15 protein-coding genes are annotated in these 18003 nt (G+C 31.4%); 13 read left to right on the plus strand and 2 right to left on the minus strand.

Annotation, left to right across the window (positions count from 1 at the left end; all coding sequences use genetic code 11):
- Positions 1-38 precede the first annotated feature (38 nt).
- The 3 genes from IM744_RS11845 (at position 39) to IM744_RS11855 (ending at position 4814) form a co-directional block, all read left to right on the plus strand.
- On the plus strand, positions 39-2522 hold the full coding sequence (locus IM744_RS11845) for an outer membrane beta-barrel family protein (RefSeq protein ID WP_194508428.1): 2484 nt from the start codon (positions 39-41) through the stop codon (positions 2520-2522).
- An 812-nt stretch (positions 2523-3334) separates the two neighbouring features.
- Positions 3335-3535 carry a hypothetical protein gene (locus tag IM744_RS11850; protein WP_194508349.1) on the plus strand — a complete coding sequence of 67 codons (201 nt, stop codon included), beginning with the start codon at positions 3335-3337 and terminating at the stop codon, positions 3533-3535.
- Complete coding sequence (locus IM744_RS11855) at positions 3525-4814, plus strand: hypothetical protein (RefSeq protein ID WP_194508350.1); 1290 nt, start codon at positions 3525-3527, stop codon at positions 4812-4814. The genes IM744_RS11850 and IM744_RS11855 overlap by 11 nt, the downstream gene beginning before the upstream one ends.
- Before the next feature lie 741 nt (positions 4815-5555).
- On the opposite strand, the gene IM744_RS11860 is transcribed toward IM744_RS11855, so the two are convergent.
- Both IM744_RS11860 and IM744_RS11865 read right to left on the minus strand, forming a co-directional pair.
- A complete protein-coding gene (locus tag IM744_RS11860) occupies positions 5556-5861 on the minus strand; it encodes a hypothetical protein (protein ID WP_194508351.1) in 306 nt (101 codons plus the stop codon).
- A 191-nt stretch (positions 5862-6052) separates the two neighbouring features.
- On the minus strand, positions 6053-7063 hold the full coding sequence (locus IM744_RS11865; RefSeq protein ID WP_194508352.1) for a 3-oxoacyl-ACP synthase III family protein: 1011 nt from the start codon (positions 7061-7063) through the stop codon (positions 6053-6055).
- A gap of 296 nt (positions 7064-7359) precedes the next feature.
- Here IM744_RS11865 and htpG point away from each other — a divergent pair, with 296 nt between their 5' ends.
- The 10 genes from htpG (at position 7360) to IM744_RS11915 (ending at position 17925) form a co-directional block, all read left to right on the plus strand.
- Positions 7360-9270, plus strand: coding sequence for a molecular chaperone HtpG (gene htpG, locus IM744_RS11870; RefSeq protein ID WP_194508353.1), 1911 nt, complete (start codon positions 7360-7362; stop codon positions 9268-9270).
- 222 nt (positions 9271-9492) lie between these two features.
- A complete protein-coding gene (locus tag IM744_RS11875) occupies positions 9493-10440 on the plus strand; it encodes a tRNA dihydrouridine synthase (RefSeq protein ID WP_194508354.1) in 948 nt (315 codons plus the stop codon).
- A gap of 234 nt (positions 10441-10674) precedes the next feature.
- On the plus strand, positions 10675-11217 hold the full coding sequence (locus tag IM744_RS11880) for a Crp/Fnr family transcriptional regulator (RefSeq protein WP_241738323.1): 543 nt from the start codon (positions 10675-10677) through the stop codon (positions 11215-11217).
- A 354-nt stretch (positions 11218-11571) separates the two neighbouring features.
- Positions 11572-12045 (plus strand): hypothetical protein, encoded by a 474-nt coding sequence (locus IM744_RS11885; RefSeq protein ID WP_194508356.1) that lies wholly within the window; start codon positions 11572-11574, stop codon positions 12043-12045.
- Positions 12046-12132: 87 nt separating this feature from the next.
- A complete protein-coding gene (locus IM744_RS11890; protein WP_194508357.1) occupies positions 12133-12621 on the plus strand; it encodes a hypothetical protein in 489 nt (162 codons plus the stop codon).
- Positions 12622-12785: 164 nt separating this feature from the next.
- Positions 12786-13277, plus strand: coding sequence for a hypothetical protein (locus IM744_RS11895; RefSeq protein WP_194508358.1), 492 nt, complete (start codon positions 12786-12788; stop codon positions 13275-13277).
- Positions 13278-13779: 502 nt separating this feature from the next.
- Positions 13780-14622, plus strand: coding sequence for an aldo/keto reductase (locus IM744_RS11900; protein WP_194508359.1), 843 nt, complete (start codon positions 13780-13782; stop codon positions 14620-14622).
- A 219-nt stretch (positions 14623-14841) separates the two neighbouring features.
- Positions 14842-15444: a hypothetical protein gene (locus IM744_RS11905; RefSeq protein ID WP_194508360.1), complete on the plus strand. Its 603-nt coding sequence runs from the start codon at positions 14842-14844 to the stop codon at positions 15442-15444.
- A 224-nt stretch (positions 15445-15668) separates the two neighbouring features.
- Positions 15669-17003 carry an agmatine deiminase family protein gene (locus IM744_RS11910; protein ID WP_241738324.1) on the plus strand — a complete coding sequence of 445 codons (1335 nt, stop codon included), beginning with the start codon at positions 15669-15671 and terminating at the stop codon, positions 17001-17003.
- Positions 17004-17160: 157 nt separating this feature from the next.
- Positions 17161-17925, plus strand: a complete 765-nt coding sequence (locus tag IM744_RS11915; RefSeq protein WP_194508361.1) for a DUF6090 family protein — start codon at positions 17161-17163, stop codon at positions 17923-17925.
- Positions 17926-18003: the final 78 nt, after the last annotated feature.

The following is an 18003-nucleotide window of genomic DNA, read 5'->3' on the forward strand; positions in this document are numbered from 1 at the left end:
ATCAATCAATCAATCAATCAATCAATCAATCAATCAAAATGAAAACATTCACACAACTATGCATTTGTCTATTTACAATCATGTCATTTGCTCAACCACCAAAATTAGACTTACGAGACGGACAAGTATCAGGTAGAGTCATTGACGCATCGTTAAATCAACCATTACCTTACGTTAACATTCTTATTAAAGATGCTGCAGACAATACAATTACTGGCGGAATCACAAAAGACGATGGTACATTTGAAATAGACAAAATACCAGAAGGTAAGATCACAGTATCTATACAATACATTGGTTTTACAACGGTTTCTAAAACTGTAAATATTGGTGAAGATGGCTACAAAATCAATCTAGGCGATATTAGACTTACTGAAGATCTTGAAAGCTTAGACGAAGTTACTGTCATTGCCGAAATCACGACCATTCAACAAAAAGTTGATAGAAAAGTCATTAACGTAGGTAAAGATTTAACGACTGCAGGAGCTACTGCTAGTGACATTATGAATAACATTCCGTCAGTTAACGTAGATCAACAAACGGGTAATATTAGCCTACGTGGTAACGAGAATGTACGTGTTATGGTTGACGGGAAATTATCAAATGTGCCAATTGCTCAGTTATTGAAACAAATCCCTTCTACATCTATAAAGCAAATTGAACTCATCACAAATCCTTCAGCAAAATACAATCCAGAAGGCATGAGTGGGATTATTAATATAATTCTACATAAAAACACGAATATTGGTTTTAACGGAAACATCAATCTTGGGTTAACTAAAGAGATAAACGCAAAATTTAATAGTTCTATAGATATGAACTATCGTAATGGGAAATTTAATTTCTTCGGAAATTACGGTAACAACATTGGTAACAATGCTAATTACGGTAGCATTGAGCGTTTAGATGATCAATCTGTTCAAACATTCAATTTTCTAAACAATAATAAATCACACCTTTATAAAGTTGGCGTCGATTTTTATATGAATGATAATAATACAGTATCATTCTTCACCAATCAAAATCTATTTAATGGTTTAGGAAGTGGAGATGCAGGAATTCAATACATTGGTGAACCTCTTCAATTACAAACATTTAATAATGATACTGATAACACTGTAGCACAATACAATGGTGTCTATAATCATAAATTAAAAAAGGAAGGTGAAAAACTAGATTTAGAAGTAGATTATAGTGTTTTTGCTCAAGATGAAATTGCGAATTTCAGATTTACAAATATTCCATTTCCTCCAAATTATACTGACTTTGTAGATACAGATAGAGATCAAACAACTATTAATTTAGATTATGTAAATCCGTTATCTGATAAAGCAAAATTAGAAATTGGTGCCGAAGCGCGCTTATTTGACACCAATATAGATTATAATTCCACAGGTTTATCTGTCAATGAGAATCAAGATGCAACGCCTAATAATGGTGATGAATTTATCCAAACACCTGCAACAGATTTCAGCTACAAAAGAGACATCTATTCCTTATATGTCACTTATGGAAAATCGTTTGACAAATGGAGCTACCAAGTTGGTGCTCGTGCAGAAACAGTAACAGAAGACGCGTCTGCCATACGTCAATTAGAAAGCACAAGTGAGACGACGCCTTTTGAAAATGATTATTTTCAAGTCTACCCATCAGCGTTTGTGACCTATACTCCAAGCGATAAAAATTCATATCAAATGAGTTTTAGTCGTCGTGTTGATCGTCCAGGATTACAGCAAGTCAATCCAATTAGAGAATGGAGTACGCCTTTGATTTCTTCCTTCGGAAATACGAATCTACAACCTCAGTTCACAAATTCAGTAGAGGTCAACTATACAAGAAAATTTGAAAACGGAACCGTAACTGGAGGCGTATTTTACAGATTAGTAGAAGACGAAATTAATAGAGCTGTATTTATTGACAGATTAGATCTTAATAAAAATATTCTAACCTATGACAATTTTGAAAACACGACTGCTTACGGAATTGAAATTAGCAGTAACTACAGACCAACAAAATGGTGGAGTTTAAATGGTAGTTTCGATTTATTTGCACGTCAACAAAAAGGAATTGCAGAAACACTAACTGCGCCAACAAATATAGCTACTGTAAATGACATCCAACGTTCAACTGTTAAAGTTGATAATGTAGTTTACAACTTTAGATTGTTCAACAATTTTAAAGTGACTAAAAAATTAAGCCTATCAGTATTCTCAATGTATCGAGGAGAAGAAAAAGGCTTACAATTTAATAGACAACCAATGTTCATGGTTAACACTGGACTTAGATATAATTTCTTAGAAGACGAACGAGCAACGTTTAGCTTCAACTACAGTGATATTTTAAACACTATGAGTTTTGAATTTGAAGGAGACAGACCAACACCACAAGTAGGAGAATTCAATTGGGAAAGTAACTCATGGAATATCGGGTTATCATACCGTTTTGGTGGTGGAAAATACAGAGCCTTAAAACGTAAAAACAGAGATGATAACGAAAAATCTGGAAGCGGAGGATTTATATAATAGTAAAGCAAATTTAATAGCCTACATATAATAGTTGATGGTTAGTGTTAATGTTTGGTTATTAAATAAGAAAGCCCAAAACGTCAAGTTTTGGGCTTTTGTTTTACACGATTAATCACAATAAAGTGTTAAAGTATAGGCGCTTATGTAAGATATCAGTTCTAATCACGACAAAATCCATATTCATAATAATTGGTTTATTATAAATTAATCCATTTAGTAAACAATACTATAATTGATTAATAGCAAGGAAGCCCGTAGTTAATTCTACGGGCTTTTTTTTTATGCTGAAATTTTAAAACATCAAAATACCATTTCTTGTTTGAAATCTCTATAAAATAAAATGATGATTTTTTTACTTTATACAAAGTAGAAAAATAAAGCATAGCCTTAGTTACGGTTTCTTTTTATCCTGAAGAAGAAAGTAAAAAATGCGTTTTATTATAGTTATTTTGAATATGAACTGGTATAATGTTAATTGATAGTTAAAAATGTTAACGTATGTAATAAAAAGCAAATTTGAGCGTCTTATGGTTGTGATAAGTTTTCAAGTTAATCAGTTTAACACATCATAATTTAATGGTTATAGTTTTAGTGTAAAGTTAAATTGATTAATAGCAGAAAAATCCCGAAACGAAAGTTTTGGGATTTTTTGTTTTTGATAGAAATATGAGAAGACTCAAGCGCCTGCATTAAAAAAATAATATGCTCAAGGATAAGCTTACAATTAGTAATGTAAAACCGTACTATAAAAAGCACATTAATTAATATTTTTGATTTAACATGTAATCTAAACTCTTAAAACCGGTTTTATGAAAAACATCAATTTTAAGTCAATTATTATTTTAACAATAGTTGCATTAGCTTTTTTCTCTTGTCAAAAGGAAGATGATGCTACAGCACCTGAAAATATTAACGAAAGATTTAAAGTACCATCAATTGATGCTGCAAAATTTCATTTTGAAAAAAATAATAAAATACCAATTCTCGGCGGTGATAACAATGGAGTTTAGAGCTGATGAAGCAGAGATGACCATTAAATGGGATGAATCAACACCAAAAAAATATAAGGAACCAACGCAAACTATACCTCAACAAGTTGATATTCTTTACACACCAATATCACTCAATACAGGAGGTAATGCTAAAATGTTCCTTGGATCAATAGATGATGATAGCACAATAGATTCTAAGTATATATTTTTAATCTATACAACTCCAAACAACCCCAACTTATTTTCAGGATATGTTTTCATCTATGATTTAGACGGTAATCTGGAAAACCTCTCTAAATATGAAGAAGGAATTAAAATTGCAGTAGCTCCAAATAGTAGAATGGCTTCAAGAGATGGCGGTGGTTTTACAATGGGAGAGCTTTTAGATTTTATAGGTGGTGACTGGTTTGGATTAACAGGTTTTATAGAAAATGATTTAGTCAATGTATATTGGCCAGAGTTTACTGATGTAGAAGATACCGGTGGAGGTTATACAGACTGGTTTAACCCAAACATATCAATTCCTGCAACTGGAAATGGCGGAGGAAGTAGTGGAGGAAATGGTGGAAGCAATACTAATGATCCAGACATGGATATTATAGTTTGGTGGCAACCTATAACCATTTTTGCACATGGTATCTCAATTAGTAATGCTATAGAAGTAGATTTAGGTTCTATAGAAGATAATTGGCTTCAAAATACTGCTACACAAGAACAATTAAATGCCATTGCAAACTATATAAATAGTTTAAATCAAACTGAAGCCGATGGTTATAATCAAGGGGATATTGATTTTGTAGTAGCAGCCATCATGGCTTTGGTTAATGGTGAGATTGATAATTTTGAAAATTATTTTAACCCAACAAATGTACCACCCGACTGTGAAAGTTTTGACTATCATAAAATTGGTGGGACCAATTGGCAATGTGCAGCTGTAATTGGAATACATGAATTATTTACAATTGTAAACTGGGATTGTATTGGCGTGGAAATGGGTATCTTTCACCAAGCATTATATTTCCAGCTACCAATAAATTCACAATTTTTATTAAATAGTGGCAGTACAGCAACAGATTCAGCTATTTTATTACAATTAGGTTTTGAAAATTTCGATAATTGGTACAATGAAAATGGTTGCAATACAACACCAACAAATATGTCTCAAATTTTACTTGATTTCATAAAAGATGAATTTGAATATGTTGGCGGGAATGTTACTTTGACACCTCCAGATGGATTTAATGAGGCACCGACACTCTACAAATATCAATGGTTCGGTTATGGCAATTGTAATTAATGAAGTTATGAGAAAAATATATATAGCATTAATTTTAACTGTGGTTCTTATTATCGTGCTCTATTTTTTTGGGGTTCAAAAAACATCTACCATTTCGGTTGATTGGACTTCTTTTAAAATAAAAATGAAATATTTTATTGGCTTGATATTATTATATTTCATTTCCATTATTATACTGTACAAAATCAAATAAAATCTAAACGAAGCAGAACAAATAGCATATAATAACACCTGTGTTAATGGAGGAATAATAATTGGCACTCCTCATTGGAATACGAATGTCTCATATGAAGTTTTATCTGATGAAGTAATTGAAGCTGTAAACGACGGAGTGTTAAAATATATTAATTCTTCTGGTAACTTAGTTCATACAAATTTATAATTATGATTTTAAGAATTTTTATCCTAGCACTTATAATAATTGCACTGAAAACTAAATTTATCAAAACAAAAGAAATTATACTAGAATCTTTAAAAACTATTAATAACTATGAATTTTATAACCCAATCAAATAGCAACACATATGAAACAACAGTAGATCTTGGAGCAACGCATACTTTTGCAATTCTCGCTAGTGTTATGTCTTATTTGATAGCTGCATTAATAGGTATATTATTACTAATAATAATGTTTAAATTTATTAAATATTTAAATCTTAAAATAAAATATATAACGAAAGAGCTTAATAATGAATGATGTCATTGGTGATATTAACTAACTTAATAGAAAAATCCCAAAGTTTAATCTTTGGGATTTTTTATTTTAGATCGTTTCAATGTTTTAAAAAGTTGGAGAACTATAAAAGATTGAATTGCTATATTAAGAATAGTCAAAACAATACCAATCCAAGCCTCTCTTGCATAAAAAGGCAACTCTCTGCCAAAAATATTGATTGGCATGCTAAAAACTTGAATAAGCGAACCTGTCACCAAACTTAATTTCACTCCTAGAAAAGATATATTTTCCGAAGAAAAAAAAGAGTTTCCAACTCCTAATAAGATTTCAAATATTAGGAGGAGAAAGAATATTTTTAAGAATAGTTTCAATTAAATTTTATAATAATAATAATAATAATAATGAGGTTGTCTAAAATTATCGTCTGTCACATTGAGAATCACTTTGCCTTTGTTTGTGTTTTTCACCAACAAATTCTTAAAACCATTTTTTTGAGGTTTCTTTATAAATTCTATGGTTGTGGATATTAAATATGAGATTCCTGCCTGCGCAGGAATTAGTGTTACCATTTAATAATTACACTTCCCCAAGTAAAACCACTCCCAAAAGCAGCCAATACAACCGTATCTCCTTCTTTTATTTTGCCTTCTAGCCAAGCTTCGGTTAAAGCTATTGGAATAGATGCAGCAGTCGTATTACCATATTTTTGGATGTTATTAAAAACCTGATCATCTTCTAATTTAAACTTACGTTGTATAAATTGAGCGATACGTAAATTAGCTTGATGCGGAATCAACATATCAATATCATCAACCTCTAAGTTGTTTTTCATTAAGCCTTCCATAATCACTTCACTAAAACGAACCACTGCATTTTTAAATACAAATTGTCCATTCATGTGCGGGAAATAACTTTCGTCATTAGGATCATTGTCTGCTAAAATATCACTCACCCAACGCTTACCCATTCCCGGAGCAACCAATACTAATTCTTCAGCATGTTCTCCTTGAGAGTGTAAGTGTGTAGATAATATTCCTTTACTCGTATCTTCTTCTCTTGTTAATACTGCAGCTCCTGCTCCATCTCCAAAAATCACGGTAACTCCTCGTCCGCGAGTTGTTTTATCTAATCCGTGAGAATGTAATTCACTACCAATCACAAGAATATTTTTATACATGCCTGTTTTGATAAAATTATCTGCCACAGCAATCGCATATACAAATCCAGAACATTGGTTACGTACATCTAAAGCGCCTACCGTTTTAATATCTAAAGCATGTTGTACTTGCACACCTGGACCAGGAAAATACATATCTGGACTTAAGGTTGCGAAGATGATGAAATCAATATCATCTTTATCAATTCCAGAGCGTTCTATCGCAATTTTAGCAGCTTTCACTCCCATTCCTGCAGTAGTATCTTCAGATCCTGCAATTGCCCAACGACGCTCTTTGATGCCTGTGCGTTCTTGGATCCATTCATCATTAGTATCCATCATTTTGGATAAATCATCATTTGTCACAACATTGTCTGGAACGTAATGTCCCAAACCTATAATCTTGGAATTGTACATAGTAATTTGATATTAAATAAGTATTGCAATTTAACTATTTAAGCACTAAGATTTTTGAAACTCAAACGTATTCGTTATGCATGCATAGTATTCTGTTTTCTTCGGAAATAGGAATTAATAATAACCCTATGAAATTTTAAGCAAGAAATTGAAGTTTTTACATTTCCGAAGTAAAAATTGTGTCAGTTTGTCACATTATAAGCATTGGTACTTTTATTGCCTAGTCTATTACAAGTAATTGAAAACTAATATTAATACAATTCTTGCCTTTGCAGGAATGACAAATAAATTAAATCATGACAAAAGGAAACATTAATGTATCGGTAGAAAATATTTTTCCGCTCATTAAAAAATTCTTGTACAGCGATCACGAGATATTTTTACGTGAGTTGATAAGTAATGCAACTGATGCGACATTAAAATTAAAACATTTAACAAGTATTGGAGAATCTAAAAGCGAATACGGAAACCCTGTAATTGAAGTTAAGATTGATAAAAAAGGTAAAAAACTTCACATTATTGACCAAGGTTTAGGGATGAGTGCTGATGAGGTTGAAAAATACATCAACCAAGTTGCTTTTTCTGGAGCTGAAGAATTTTTAGACAAATACAAAGACTCTGCAAAAGACTCTGGGATTATTGGACATTTCGGACTAGGATTCTACTCTGCCTTTATGGTTGCTGAAAAAGTAGAAATTATTACAAAATCTCATACAGATGCACCAGCTGCACATTGGACGTGTGATGGATCACCTGAGTTTACTTTAGAAGCGTCTGATAGAACTCAAAGAGGAACAGAAATTATCCTTCATATTGCTGAAGACTCTACAGAGTTTTTAGAAGAGAATCGCATTAGCGAATTATTATCTAAGTACAACAAGTTTATGCCAGTTCCTATCAAATTTGGAACAAAGGAAATAGACGACCCAGAGTTTACTCCTAAAGTAACTAAAGGAGAAGATGGTAAAGAAATTACTGAACCACAAAAGAAAATTACTGTAGATAATATCATTAACAATCCTAATCCTGCTTGGACTAAACAACCAACAGAATTAGAAGATGCTGATTATAAAAGTTTTTACCGCGAATTATATCCTGCACAATTTGAGGAGCCATTATTCCATATTCATTTAAATGTAGATTATCCGTTTAACCTTACTGGGATTTTATATTTCCCTAAGATGACGAATGATTTAAACATGCAAAAGGATAAAATCCAATTGTACCAAAATCAGGTTTATGTTACCGATAATGTAGAAGGTATTGTACCAGAATTCTTAACGATGTTAAGAGGTGTGATTGATTCTCCAGATATTCCATTAAACGTATCACGTTCATATTTACAAGCAGATGGTGCTGTGAAGAAAATTTCTTCTTACATCACACGTAAAGTTGCAGATAAGTTGAAATCTTTATTCAACGAGAATCGTGAAGACTTTGAACAAAAATGGGATGACATCAAAATTGTAATTGAATACGGAATGCTATCTGAAGACAAGTTCTTTGAAAAAGCAGATGCTTTTGCATTGTATCCAACAGTTGATGGTAAATTCTACACGTATGACGAATTATTCAACAAAATAAAAGACACGCAAACCGATAAAGATGGTAAGCTCGTTATTTTATATGCTTCTAATAAAGACACGCAACACTCATATATTGAGTCTGCAAAAGCTAAAGGTTATGAAGTATTAATGCTAGATTCTCCAATTGTATCGCATTTGATCCAAAAATTAGAATCGTCTAAAGAAAATATTTCTTTTGCACGTGTTGATGGAGATCATATTAATAACTTAATTAAAAAGGACGAAACTGCGATTTCTAAACTTTCTGAAGAAGAAAACGCAACGTTAGAGACTTTATTGAAAGAGGTGATTCCGCAGGAAAAATTCTCTGTACAGTTAGAAGCTAGTGATAGTGATGCGAGTCCGTTTATTATTACACAACCAGAATTTATGCGTCGTATGAAAGAGATGCAACAGACTGGTGGTGGCGGAATGCAGATGTTTGGTAATATGCCAGAGATGTACAATTTGATCGTAAACACAAACTCTGAGTTGGTAAGCGAAATTCTAAATACAAAAACCAAGAAAAAACAAGAGCGTTTAATCACGCAAAGTTTAGACTTGGCACGTTTATCTCAAGGTTTATTGAAAGGTGAAGAGTTAACAAACTTCATTAAACGTAGCTACGAGATGATAAAATAATCACAACGTCATGCTGAACTTGTGTATTCATAAACGTATATTTTGAATTAAAGTATTCATGAATCTGCGATTACAGCATCTCACATCTAATTCAAAACCACTTTGTTCAATCAAAGTGGTTTTTTTATGTCTTTTTTTCTTCGGAAATATGATCAAATCAAACTCGAAAACAAGCGTACAAAACAACAAACAATTCGCTTATATTTGCCACAAGCATAAACTATGAGTTTCACACTTTTATCTTCGCCATTACAAGGCTTTACTGATTTCCGATTTAGGAATGCACAAAACAAATATTTTGGTGGCATTGATACGTTTTATGCGCCATACATTCGTCTCAACGGAAAACTAAAAATAAAATCCTCATACGAGCGTGATTTATTACCAGAGAACAATACCACATTAGAAGTCATCCCTCAGGTGATTACCAATGATGCAGACGAGTTTTTATTTGTTGCCAAATATGTACAACAATTAGGCTATAAAGAACTCAACTGGAATTTAGGCTGTCCTTATCCTATGGTGACCAATCGCGGAATGGGTTCTGGTTTAATTTGCGACCCTAATAAAATAGACGACATTCTACATCGTGCTCATAACGAAACCGACATTTTGGTGTCTATGAAAATGAGAATGGGTTATGAGAACAGTGAAGAGATTTTACACACTTTCCCTATTCTAGATAAATATCCGCTTAAAAATGTGGCGATTCATGCACGTATTGGAAAGCAATTATACAAAGGTGGTGTAGATTTAGATGCGTTTCAAAAATGCATTGATGTTGCAAAGCATAAACTCTACTACAATGGAGATATTACAACATTGGCTCAGTTTAAAAAAATGCAAGAGCGTTTCCCTGGTATTGATCATTTTATGATTGGTCGTGGTTTAATTGCTGATCCATTTTTACCGAGTATGATAAAAAACGACACCACAGAATATCCTAAAAACCGTTGGGAATTATTTGAAGCATTTCACAACGAAATCTACGAACAATACGATGCTGCTTTATCTGGCCCTACACCAATAAAGATGAAAATGCTTGGGTTTTGGGAGTACTTTGCTCAGTCGTTTTCTAATCCGCAAAAAACCTACAAGAAGATAAAAAAAGCGACCAATCCTGTGAAGTACAAGCAAGCGGTTAAAGAAATTTTGAATTCAGAAAGTTAAATAATCTAAAATTCAAAACCTCAGCTACCAAAATTTATTTGTGACGTCTTTTCTTTAGTAAGAGAATTTTAATCATTCAATATGGTTTTTTCTTGTTAATTACAACCGATTAACTGATATATCATGAGAATGCCGATTCTCACATGCTCATTACAAAGGTTTTATATATATTAAGAGAACCAAGTAAACTAAATGCGCAGCGACAACTCCAAGATCAACGAAATTTTTAAAGGCATGTCTTTTTCAAACAAAGAGATCAAAATCATTGAGTCTGTCTTTAAAAAAAAAACATATAAAAAAGGAACCCAACTTCTCGTACCAGGTAATACTGGAGACATACAATATTATGTTTTTGATGGTTGCCTAAGATTGTATCATGTAGATAACCAAGGTAAAGAACACACTGTACAGTTTGGCATTAAAGACTGGTGGGTAAGTGATTGCACTGCTTTCTTTTCAGAATCAAAAGCTTTAATGAATATTGAAACCATTAATGATGCTATAGTCTATGAAATTTCTAAGCAAAATCGTGATTATTTATATGAGCAAATCCCTAAAATAGAAACATTTTTTAGAAAAAAACTAGAACGCGCTTTCGCTGCCCTTCAAAGAAGAATTATAATCAACTTATCACAAAATGCTACTGAGCGCTATCTCGATTTCATTAATACCTATCCCAATATAGAACAAAGTATAAAAAACTACCATATTGCTTCATACTTAGGAATAACCACAGAGAGCTTAAGTAGAATAAGAAAGGAATTATCAAAGCATTAAGTTCATTGAATTTCTTATCATACATCAATTTTAATCCCAGATAATCGTCATAGTTTTGCACCATAAGAAATTATAAAATATCCCTATAATTAATTAATAGCTAAATTAGCGCGAGTATTATGTACTTGCGCTTTTTTCATGAACTTACTTTAATAATAGTTCAAACCACAAAAAGAGTAAAAGACTCCTTTTTACTTATTGAAATACACACTTAAAACCTAAAAGCTATTTTTTCTTCGGAAAATTAAAATTCACGTATAATTACCCATAAAAACCTCAATAGCAACACTTAAATTTGAGAACTCTTCTTTTTGATGAGTGCATCACAATTTAAAACAATGAGATTTTTTAGAGATGAATTATGAGGATCCTATCTTAAACCGCATTATTAATTTTCTTAACAGCATTCATATCAATGTCATCTCGACCAACTTAAGCGATGACACGTTTCTGCCTGGATTAAGCTTAAAAGGAAACACGATTTTAATAGATCAAGCCAAACTAAAATATCCTGGAGATTTACTACACGAAGCTGGACATATTGCAGTAACCGAAACTCATATACGACCTCTTATTGGTACTTCGGAAATTGGAACCAATTGGCCAAATCTAGGAGACGAAATCGTAGCCATACTTTGGTCATATGCTGCATTGCATCATTTAAAACTAGATCCAAAAGTCGTATTTCATCCAGATGGTTATAAAAATGCATCAGACTGGTTTATAGAACAATTCACAAGTAAAGTCTATATGGGATTACCATTATTAAGTTGGATGGGACTTTGTAATAGTGAGGATTTTCCTGAAATGAAAAAGTGGTTGCGTTGAGAAATATATTTAAATACACATCTTGATTTCTTAGTAGAATAGCTAACTTCACGCAACACTAAAAAATTAAAAAATAAATAGCCAAGAATGAACTTACTAAATTCATTAAAAAAAGAGAAGAAAAAATTCCCAAAAATGGTTGTTCTCTATTTAAGCTCTGAATTGAATAAAATCTTGATTGCTCCTCAATATGTGGATGAATCTTGGATAAGGTTTGAACAAGAGGAAATTGAAATCTTAGACTTTAACTGTTCTAACGAATTACTTGGAGAGTCAATTAAAAAAAATTTCGACAAATTTGCCGAAAAAAATATGGCAGATAAAAAAAGAACATCAAAAGATTGGCCTGCATATCAAGCGAGTAATTTAAAATCCATAAAAGAATTTGAAAAAAAATATTACAGAATTTCAATTAATGGATCAAACGAAACAAATGCAACAATGGTTTTTGAGGCTGATATGAAATCTGAAAATAACATCAATTTAACAAGTTTAATTTCTGCATATGCTAAAAATGAGAAACTCGGAATATTGACAAAAGAACTCAACGAAATACAATTATATCGAAAATTTTAATAATAAAAACACGCCAACTAACCCTATACAAACAACGTTATCCTACATTAAAAAAAATAGCGGAAATACTATTAAAACATAGATTCTAACGAAGAAAGCGTAAATCACAACAACATAGTTTAAACTCAAAATCAATAGCTCAATTGGAAAGCAAAACAACAAATATGGATTGGATAATGGAATTTTTGAATAGTGAAAAAACATTATATCTGTTCGCAGGTATAATTGGTATTGTTTCGATGTTAGTTGGTCTGCTTTTTCTATTATTTTCAAATCATAAGAGTTTCGCGATTACTATGATTGTAATCGGAATTTTGGAAATGGCGGTAATGTTTCCAACATATCTTAAATACGAACAGAAAATTAATGACAAGATTTCGATTTATAAAAGTAACGGAACTGAATTTCTTGAAACCGAGTCAATTTCTTCTAAAAAAGCATTAAAATCATTCTTTTGGCTTAAATTGACTTACGGTATTTTAATTGTAGCACTTATTTTGGCTATGTCATTTTTAAGCCCGAAATCCATACTTTTTGGAATATTTATGGCTCTTATTTTACATTTCGCTTTTGCAATTACGATTGACAATTTTGGAGAAAAATTCACAAAAAAATATTTGACAGAATTAACAACAGCGAAAAATAAAATGGCATAACAACATATAAATTAATTACCTGGTTTTGTGTGTTCACTCGTAAAATCCTACTAACTCTCTTCTGGCTCGTTTCTATTTACTAACTTAGTTCCTGCAAACACAACTAACCATAAACGTTGGTAAACATTAGAGCATAAATGCAGAATATTAAATGAATAATAAATACTCTAATCTTCCAAATAGTAAAATCTATTTTTATAGAGCGTTATTTTTTTGTTTGATAATTTATATTATACTTTTCATTTTTTCTTTACATCAAACCAATATGAGTTCCTTTGTTTACTCCCTCTAATTTTCTCTTCAAAAATTCCCTAAACACAAACCCTCAACAAACCATTAAACAATCCCAATAATTAACCCACTTCGTTTTTATTGCGAACATTCTGCTGCCTAAATTAAATTTAATTTAATTTAAGATTACATAATTGTTTTCTTAACACATCCATATACTCAAAAACTCGTATCTTCATAGCATCATTAGATTCAAAACACTTCTATTATTATGAAAACATATTTTAAACTCAATAATAACATCAACATTCCTTCTATAGGTTTTGGTACTTGGCAAACTCCAGATGGAGAAACCGCTATAAATGTTATAAAAACTGCTTTAAATGATGGCTACAGACATATAGATGCTGCAGCAATTTATAAAAATGAAAAAGGTGTTGGTGCAGGAATCAAAGAAAGTGGCATAGAACGTAAAGACCTTTTTGTAACAAGCAAATTATGGAATTCAGAGCGTGGTTATGAAACAACCCTAAAAGCTTTTGAAAACACATTAAAAGATTTACAACTAGACTATCTTGATCTCTATCTTATTCATTGGCCTGCAACTGCGCATCAGTTTGATAATTGGCAACAACTTAATAACGATACATGGAGAGCTATGGAAGAACTTTACCAAAACGGGAAAATTAAAGCCATAGGAGTTAGTAACTTTTTAGAACATCACCTCAAACCATTGATGGCACAAGCAACCATTAAGCCTACTGTTAATCAAATAGAATATCACCCAGGTTTTATGCAAAATGATTGTGTAAAATTTTGTACCGATAACAACATTCAAATTGAAGGCTGGAGTCCTCTTGGTCGTGGTGAAGTTTTAGATAACGACATGCTCAAAGCCATTGCTCAAAACTATAATAAATCGGTTGCTCAAATTTGTATTCGTTGGGCATTGCAAAATAACGTGTTACCTCTGCCCAAATCTGTAACACCACATCGCATAAAAGAAAATTTTGACATTTTTGATTTTGAAATTTCAGATTCAGATATGACACGTATCAATCAAATGGATCCTATTGGAAGTTCAGGATTAGACCCAGATACTGTTGATTTTTGACATTAAAATTTTATTTGAGGTAGCTTTATTTTTTTTTACTGCGGAAATAGGCTAACAAACCAAATAGTAACAATTAAGTATGATTAAAAAACAACTAACTTCGCTTAGCTTTTAATATCAATAAACTGTGCATAATTTACTTGTACTGAATTCATTTCAGTAGTTCAGTATTAAAGCAGTCGATATCATAACACATCAACCAAAAACCAATCAAACAAAATGCATAAATTTTGGAAACTAAGTGATTCTAGATCTAATAAACTAATTTTCATTAAAGACAAGTGCATCTATAAAGGAAATCCAAATCCTGTTGAACTTAACAAACTTAATACGCAATCCTCCAATCTTGCTTTTTTAGAAAACCTCTTAAGCATCCCATATTCTTATATTAAGAGTATTGAAAATCAAGAAGGAAAGAATCAAATCAAAATATTTTTTGGAAAAGAATCTGAAGAGGAATTAATTATAAATAATGAAAATACAAAAAAAGAGGTTTTTAATTTTTTAAAACAAGACAATCCGAGTTTTAAATATAGTTCTGAAACACCTAGCGTTTTGAAATATGCTAAAGCGCCACTTTTTGCATTATTATTCATCAGTATCATTTTTATATGGTCTCTTTATTTAGCCATTAAAATAGAAAGTGGAGTTGAATATGAACTTGTTAGAGGAGGTGCTAGCATCACTGCAATTATTCTAGCAATAGCCAATTTAGGTGTTTTTAAAATTTTAGGCGGATTTTTATTTCTGCTAGTAATCACAGTATTTGCTTTAATAAAAAGGTTAAGCTCAAGGAGTGAAACTGAGTTTCTTAAAAGATAATAAAGTACTAAAACTAACACCCTCTATAATAAATAACTTCATTACAGTAAACCCTAAACAAACCAAATGACTTTAACCTAATTTTATTGAAAACACGTAAAAATACGTGTAGGAATTATAAAACAATTATTTTATTTTTATCACTAAAACCTGATAAACAATATATTACACATAACAATCAAGTTTTATGTGTTCAAATAAAAGTTGTCATTAATAATATAAAAATGAAGTATCTAGTATTAACATTAGTAATTTCGCTTCTAATTAGTTGTAAAAATGAAAAGTCAAGTGATGAAGAAATAAGTAATAAAAAGTCAACTTCTGGTGATTTTTATATGCCAGCAGAATATGAAAAACAAGATGCAGTTTGGTTAGGATGGTCTAATTATCCTCCATACCAAAAACCATTTTTAGATATTACTAAAGCACTTTATCCAAAAGTTCCAATCAAGGTAGTTGTAAATAATGAAACTTCGTTAAGTCAATTAAAAGACACATTAACATCACTAGATTTAGATCTCGCCAAATTTCAGTTTAGGATTATTCCAGATAATAGATATTGGATGCGAGACCATGGAGCAACTTATGTTATCAATGGAAAAGGTGAAAAGAAAGTAGTAGATTTTGGTTGGACACTTTACGGTAACAAAGAGTGGTTAGAAAACTATTACGAAGGCAACAAAGATAGTGTCGATGTTTACTATAAACGAGCCTTGAGAAAAACAGGAATGGTTGATTCAATTATGGGTGCAATGGATAATTTAAAATCCATTAAGACCGATGTTAATATGGAAGGTGGCTCTATTGAAGTAAATGGCAAAGGCACTTTAATACAATCTGAATCTGTAACTTTTCAAAGAAATCCAGGTAAGTCTAAAGATTATCTCGAATCTGAATTAAAACGTGTCCTCGGAGTTTCAAATGTAATCTGGCTCAAAAGTGGACTAGCAGAAGATGGTTTTTGGTGGAATAAAATATATGAGAATTATTATGGTTGGGGAGTTTCGGGACATACAGACGAATTTGTTCGTTTTGTAAACGACTCTACAATTTTATTAGCTTGGGTAGATGAGTCTGAAAAAGATTTAAATCCAATAAACAAATGGAATTATGAAAGAATGTCAGAAAATCTAAAAATTCTAGAAAATGCAAAAGACCAAGATGGTAAACCGTTTAAAATCATAAAATTTCCACTTCCCGATCCTATCTATCTAAAAACTAAAGTCACCGAAACTGACAATAATTCAAGCACGAATTTCGAAGACTGGACAGTTAGAGCAGATTGGGGACCAAATAAAAATGAATTAAAAGTTGGAGACTCTATAAATTGGGTTGCAGCATCAAGCTACTTAAATTATTTAGTAACTAATGATTTGGTTTTAATGTCCACCTATATCGAGCAAGGTTCATCAATTGAAAAAGAAGAACAAGCAAAGAAAATTATGAAAGAAGTTTTTCCTAATAGAGAATTGATACTTTTGGATGTCATGACCATAAATTATAATGGAGGCGGTATTCATTGTTCTACACAACAAGAACCTAGCGTGAAAAACAACTAATGACAAAACATGTCATAATTAATCCACTGGTTCTAGAATACTTACAAAAATCCTTGCAAATTTTCTATTCTATTTATATTCATTAAATTAGTTATCTAAACACGTAACAAAATCACACACAAATTCGTTCTGTCTCATGATTACCAACCACTAACCAATGATAAAATTCTTTAGAAAAATTAGACAAAAAACTCTGACTGAAAATAAGTTCGGAAAATATCTTCTTTATGCAATTGGAGAAATTGTACTTGTCGTTATTGGTATTTTAATAGCCTTAAGCATTAACAATTGGAGTAATAACAAGGAGCTACGTCATACAGAACAAATGTATTTACTGTCACTGCAAAGTGAATTCCAAACCAATCTTAACAAGATAAATGAGTCCATTTCAGAAAATAAAGTCCTAATGATTGACATAGAGCAAATGCTGACTTTATTTGATAATAATGTTCGTGATACCATTAGTGATAAAGAGATTTCAGATATAATGTTTTCAATTTTTGGAAACACAGTAAGCTATCAACCTTCAAAAGGAGTATTAACTGATATTATTAGCTCAGGGAACCTAAATTTAATTCAAAATGAACAACTAAGACAACATCTTGCTTCTTTTGAAAGCACGAATGACATATTTGAATTACAAGAAAATGGTATTAATTCTGCAAAAGAGGAAATGATACGATTATTAAATATAAATGGAAGCATCCGAAAAGTGGTAATACATAGAGGTCTTAATTTTAAACATCAATCAATTTCCGATACAATTAACAATAAAAACTTGTTCAGCTTAACTGAATTTGAAAACAACCTTTTAAATTACTATTTGTCAATTAGAGGAGCTAATGGCTCAAAAGTTTTTGGTGGAATAAAAGAGAAAATAGAACTAATTTTAATTGAACTTGATTCAGAAATAAATAAATAAATAACGAAATCACACACAAATTCGTTCTCTCTCATGATAACCAACCGCTAAACAATGGTAAAATTCTTTAGAAAAATT

Origin of the sequence: Psychroserpens luteus (genome assembly GCF_015319355.1) — a bacterium.
Classification (GTDB): domain Bacteria; phylum Bacteroidota; class Bacteroidia; order Flavobacteriales; family Flavobacteriaceae; genus Psychroserpens; species Psychroserpens luteus.

Bases quoted from the DNA above. Each gene is read 5' to 3' on its own strand.
- IM744_RS11845 (WP_194508428.1), top strand. From the start codon at position 39: ATGAAAACATTCACACAACTATGCATTTGTCTATTTACAATCATGTCA.
- IM744_RS11850 (WP_194508349.1), top strand. From the start codon at position 3,335: ATGAAAAACATCAATTTTAAGTCAATTATTATTTTAACAATAGTTGCA.
- IM744_RS11855 (WP_194508350.1), top strand. From the start codon at position 3,525: ATGGAGTTTAGAGCTGATGAAGCAGAGATGACCATTAAATGGGATGAA.
- IM744_RS11865 (WP_194508352.1), bottom strand. From the start codon at position 7,063: ATGTACAATTCCAAGATTATAGGTTTGGGACATTACGTTCCAGACAAT.
- htpG (WP_194508353.1), top strand. From the start codon at position 7,360: ATGACAAAAGGAAACATTAATGTATCGGTAGAAAATATTTTTCCGCTC.
- IM744_RS11875 (WP_194508354.1), top strand. From the start codon at position 9,493: ATGAGTTTCACACTTTTATCTTCGCCATTACAAGGCTTTACTGATTTC.
- IM744_RS11880 (WP_241738323.1), top strand. From the start codon at position 10,675: ATGTCTTTTTCAAACAAAGAGATCAAAATCATTGAGTCTGTCTTTAAA.
- IM744_RS11885 (WP_194508356.1), top strand. From the start codon at position 11,572: ATGAATTATGAGGATCCTATCTTAAACCGCATTATTAATTTTCTTAAC.
- IM744_RS11890 (WP_194508357.1), top strand. From the start codon at position 12,133: ATGAACTTACTAAATTCATTAAAAAAAGAGAAGAAAAAATTCCCAAAA.
- IM744_RS11895 (WP_194508358.1), top strand. From the start codon at position 12,786: ATGGATTGGATAATGGAATTTTTGAATAGTGAAAAAACATTATATCTG.
- IM744_RS11900 (WP_194508359.1), top strand. From the start codon at position 13,780: ATGAAAACATATTTTAAACTCAATAATAACATCAACATTCCTTCTATA.
- IM744_RS11905 (WP_194508360.1), top strand. From the start codon at position 14,842: ATGCATAAATTTTGGAAACTAAGTGATTCTAGATCTAATAAACTAATT.
- IM744_RS11910 (WP_241738324.1), top strand. From the start codon at position 15,669: ATGAAGTATCTAGTATTAACATTAGTAATTTCGCTTCTAATTAGTTGT.
- IM744_RS11915 (WP_194508361.1), top strand. From the start codon at position 17,161: ATGATAAAATTCTTTAGAAAAATTAGACAAAAAACTCTGACTGAAAAT.